The 3,633-nt window shown below is 51.5% G+C and carries 2 tRNA genes and 2 rRNA genes (1 of these 4 running past the window's edge); all 4 read left to right on the forward strand.

Features of this window, described 5'->3' with window-relative positions:
* Positions 1-2,855, forward strand: a 23S ribosomal RNA gene (locus CEF17_RS18250) (it extends 86 nt beyond the left edge of the window).
* A gap of 79 nt (positions 2,856-2,934) precedes the next feature.
* Positions 2,935-3,051: ribosomal RNA gene (gene rrf / locus CEF17_RS18255) — 5S ribosomal RNA — on the forward strand.
* Between the two features lie 71 nt (positions 3,052-3,122).
* Positions 3,123-3,208, forward strand: a tRNA-Leu gene (locus CEF17_RS18260).
* A gap of 6 nt (positions 3,209-3,214) precedes the next feature.
* A tRNA-Pro gene (locus CEF17_RS18265) sits at positions 3,215-3,291 on the forward strand.
* The last annotated feature ends 342 nt before the right edge of the window (positions 3,292-3,633 follow it).

Genomic DNA, 3,633 nt, shown 5'->3' on the forward strand with positions numbered 1-3,633 from the left:
TGTAAGTAAGCTTTGATCCGGAGATATCCGAATGGGGGAACCCCCTATCCGTAATGGGATAGGATCTGCACCTGAATCCATAGGGTGTAAGAAGGCAGACCTGGGGAACTGAAACATCTTAGTACCCAGAGGAAGAGAAAGCAAATGCGATTTCCTGAGTAGCGGCGAGCGAAACGGAAACAGCCCAAACCAGGGTGCTTGCACCCTGGGGTTGTAGGACACTCCATTGGAGTTACAAAGAAACGAAGTAGGCGAAGCGGTCTGGAACGACCTGCGAGACAAGGTAAGAGCCCTGTAGCCGAAACTTCGTTTCCTCCGGAGTGGATCCTGAGTACGGCGGGGCACGTGAAACCCCGTCGGAATCCGGGAGGACCATCTCCCAAGGCTAAATACTCCCTAGTGACCGATAGTGAACCAGTACCGTGAGGGAAAGGTGAAAAGCACCCCGGAAGGGGAGTGAAAGAGATCCTGAAACCGTGTGCTTACAAGTAGTCGGAGCCCGTTAATGGGTGACGGCGTGCCTTTTGTAGAATGAACCGGCGAGTTACGATCCCGTGCAAGGTTAAGCTGAAGAGGCGGAGCCGCAGCGAAAGCGAGTCTGAACAGGGCGCCATAGTACGTGGTCGTAGACCCGAAACCGTGTGATCTACCCATGTCCAGGGTGAAGACAGGGTAACACCTGTTGGAGGCCCGAACCCACGCAAGTTGAAAATTGCGGGGATGAGGTGTGGGTAGCGGTGAAATGCCAATCGAACTCGGAGATAGCTGGTTCTCCCCGAAATAGCTTTAGGGCTAGCCTCGAGTTAGAGTCCTGGAGGTAGAGCACTGATTGGACTAGGGGTCCCTACAGGATTACCGAATTCAGTCAAACTCCGAATGCCAGAGACTTATTTCTCGGGAGTCAGACTGCGAGTGCTAAGATCCGTAGTCAAGAGGGAAACAGCCCAGATCACCAGCTAAGGTCCCCAAGTATACGTTAAGTGGAAAAGGATGTGGAGTTGCTTAGACAACTAGGATGTTGGCTTAGAAGCAGCCATCATTGAAAGAGTGCGTAATAGCTCACTAGTCGAGTGACTCTGCGCCGAAAATGTACCGGGGCTAAACGTATCACCGAAGCTGTGAATGAACACCATCAGGTGTTCGTGGTAGGGGAGCGTTCAAAGGGCTGAGAAGCTGGATCGTGAGGACCAGTGGAGCGCTTTGAAGTGAGAATGCCGGTATGAGTAACGAAAAGAAGGGTGAGAATCCCTTCCGTCGAAAACCTAAGGTTTCCTGAGGAAGGTTCGTCCGCTCAGGGTTAGTCGGGTCCTAAGCCGAGGCTGAAAAGCGTAGGCGATGGGAAACAGGTTGAAATTCCTGTACCACCTCCTCACCATTTGAGTAATGGGGGGACGCAGAAAGGTAGGGTAAGCGCGCTGTTGGATATGCGCGTCCAAGCAGGTAGGCTGAGAAGCAGGCAAATCCGCTTCTTGTAAGGCTGAGCTGTGATGGCGAGGGAAATCATAGTACCGAAGTTCCTGATCCTACACTGCCAAGAAAAGCCTCTAGCGAGGTGAGAGGTGCCCGTACCGCAAACCGACACAGGTAGGTGGGATGAGAATTCTAAGACGCTCGGGAGAACTCTCGTTAAGGAACTCGGCAAAATGACCCCGTAACTTCGGGAGAAGGGGTGCTCTCTAGGGTGTTAAAGCCCCGGAGAGCCGCAGTGAAAAGGCCCAAGCGACTGTTTATCAAAAACACAGGTCTCTGCGAAGCCGCAAGGCGAAGTATAGGGGCTGACACCTGCCCGGTGCTGGAAGGTTAAGAGGAGAGGTTATCCCCTTCGGGGAGAAGCTTCGAATTGAAGCCCCAGTAAACGGCGGCCGTAACTATAACGGTCCTAAGGTAGCGAAATTCCTTGTCGGGTAAGTTCCGACCCGCACGAAAGGTGCAACGACTTGGGCACTGTCTCAACGAGAGACCCGGTGAAATTATATTACCTGTGAAGATGCAGGTTACCCGCGACAGGACGGAAAGACCCCATGGAGCTTTACTGTAGCTTGATATTGGATTTTGGTACAGCTTGTACAGGATAGGTAGGAGCCTTGGAAACCGGACCGCCAGGTTCGGTGGAGGCGCTGGTGGGATACTACCCTGGCTGTACTGAAATTCTAACCTCGGACCGTGATCCGGTTCAGGGACAGTGTCAGGTGGGCAGTTTGACTGGGGCGGTCGCCTCCTAAACAGTAACGGAGGCGCCCAAAGGTTCCCTCAGAATGGTTGGAAATCATTCGAAGAGTGCAAAGGCAAAAGGGAGCTTGACTGCGAGACCTACAAGTCGAGCAGGGACGAAAGTCGGGCTTAGTGATCCGGCGGTACCGTATGGAAGGGCCGTCGCTCAACGGATAAAAGCTACCCTGGGGATAACAGGCTAATCTCTCCCAAGAGTTCACATCGACGGGGAGGTTTGGCACCTCGATGTCGGCTCGTCGCATCCTGGGGCTGAAGTAGGTCCCAAGGGTTGGGCTGTTCGCCCATTAAAGCGGCACGCGAGCTGGGTTCAGAACGTCGTGAGACAGTTCGGTCCCTATCCGTCGCGGGCGCAGGAAATTTGAGAGGAGCTGTCCTTAGTACGAGAGGACCGGGATGGACACACCGCTGGTGTACCAGTTGTTCCGCCAGGAGCATAGCTGGGTAGCTACGTGTGGACGGGATAAGTGCTGAAAGCATCTAAGCATGAAGCCCCCCTCAAGATGAGATTTCCCATAGCGCCAAGCTAGTAAGACCCCTTGAAGATGACAAGGTTGATAGGTCTGAGGTGGACGCGTGGCGACACGTGAAGCTGACAGATACTAATCGGTCGAGGGCTTATCCTAACACAAATAGGTGGGCGCCTCGGTGATATACTCTATTTCTTCTCTGTTATTCAGTTTTGAGAGAACGATGTTCTCTATGTCTGGTGGCGATAGCGAAGAGGTCACACCCGTTCCCATGCCGAACACGGAAGTTAAGCTCTTCAGCGCCGATGATAATTGGGGGGCAACTCCCTGTGAAAGTAGGACGCTGCCAGGCGGTCAAGCGCTCTTTTACGGAGCGCTTTTTCCTTCTCAAGCACTTCTTATATAACAGACGAAACACTTTATGCGGGTGTGGCGGAATTGGCAGACGCGCTAGACTTAGGATCTAGTGTCTTTATGACGTGGGGGTTCAAGTCCCTTCACCCGCACCATTTCCCCGGGAAGTAGCTCAGCTTGGCAGAGCACTTGGTTTGGGACCAAGGGGTCGCAGGTTCAAATCCTGTCTTCCCGACCATGAATACCTCTCTATTGATTGTTTCCTATATTCCTAGATTGAAAAAAAGAATATATTTGCCATCAATTGGAAGAGAAAAACGATTGATTTCATGGCTGCAAGGTGATATATTTAATATCTTGTCGCAGCAAGTCATCAACAAGGCAAGAAAAACAAAAAAGTTATTGACACCATATTGCGAAGGTGTTATGATGATTAAGTCGCCAAAAAAACGGCGGACAAGTTGACCTTTGAAAATCGAATGAAAGTCAAACGTCAGTTAATTTCTATTAAAGTAAGTTAAGTTAGTTTCAAACATCTTCATTTTATCGGAGAGTTTGATCCTGGCTCAGGACGAACGCT

Source organism: Bacillus sp. FJAT-44742, assembly GCF_002797315.1.
Classification (GTDB): domain Bacteria; phylum Bacillota; class Bacilli; order Bacillales; family Marinococcaceae; genus Thalassorhabdus; species Thalassorhabdus alkalitolerans.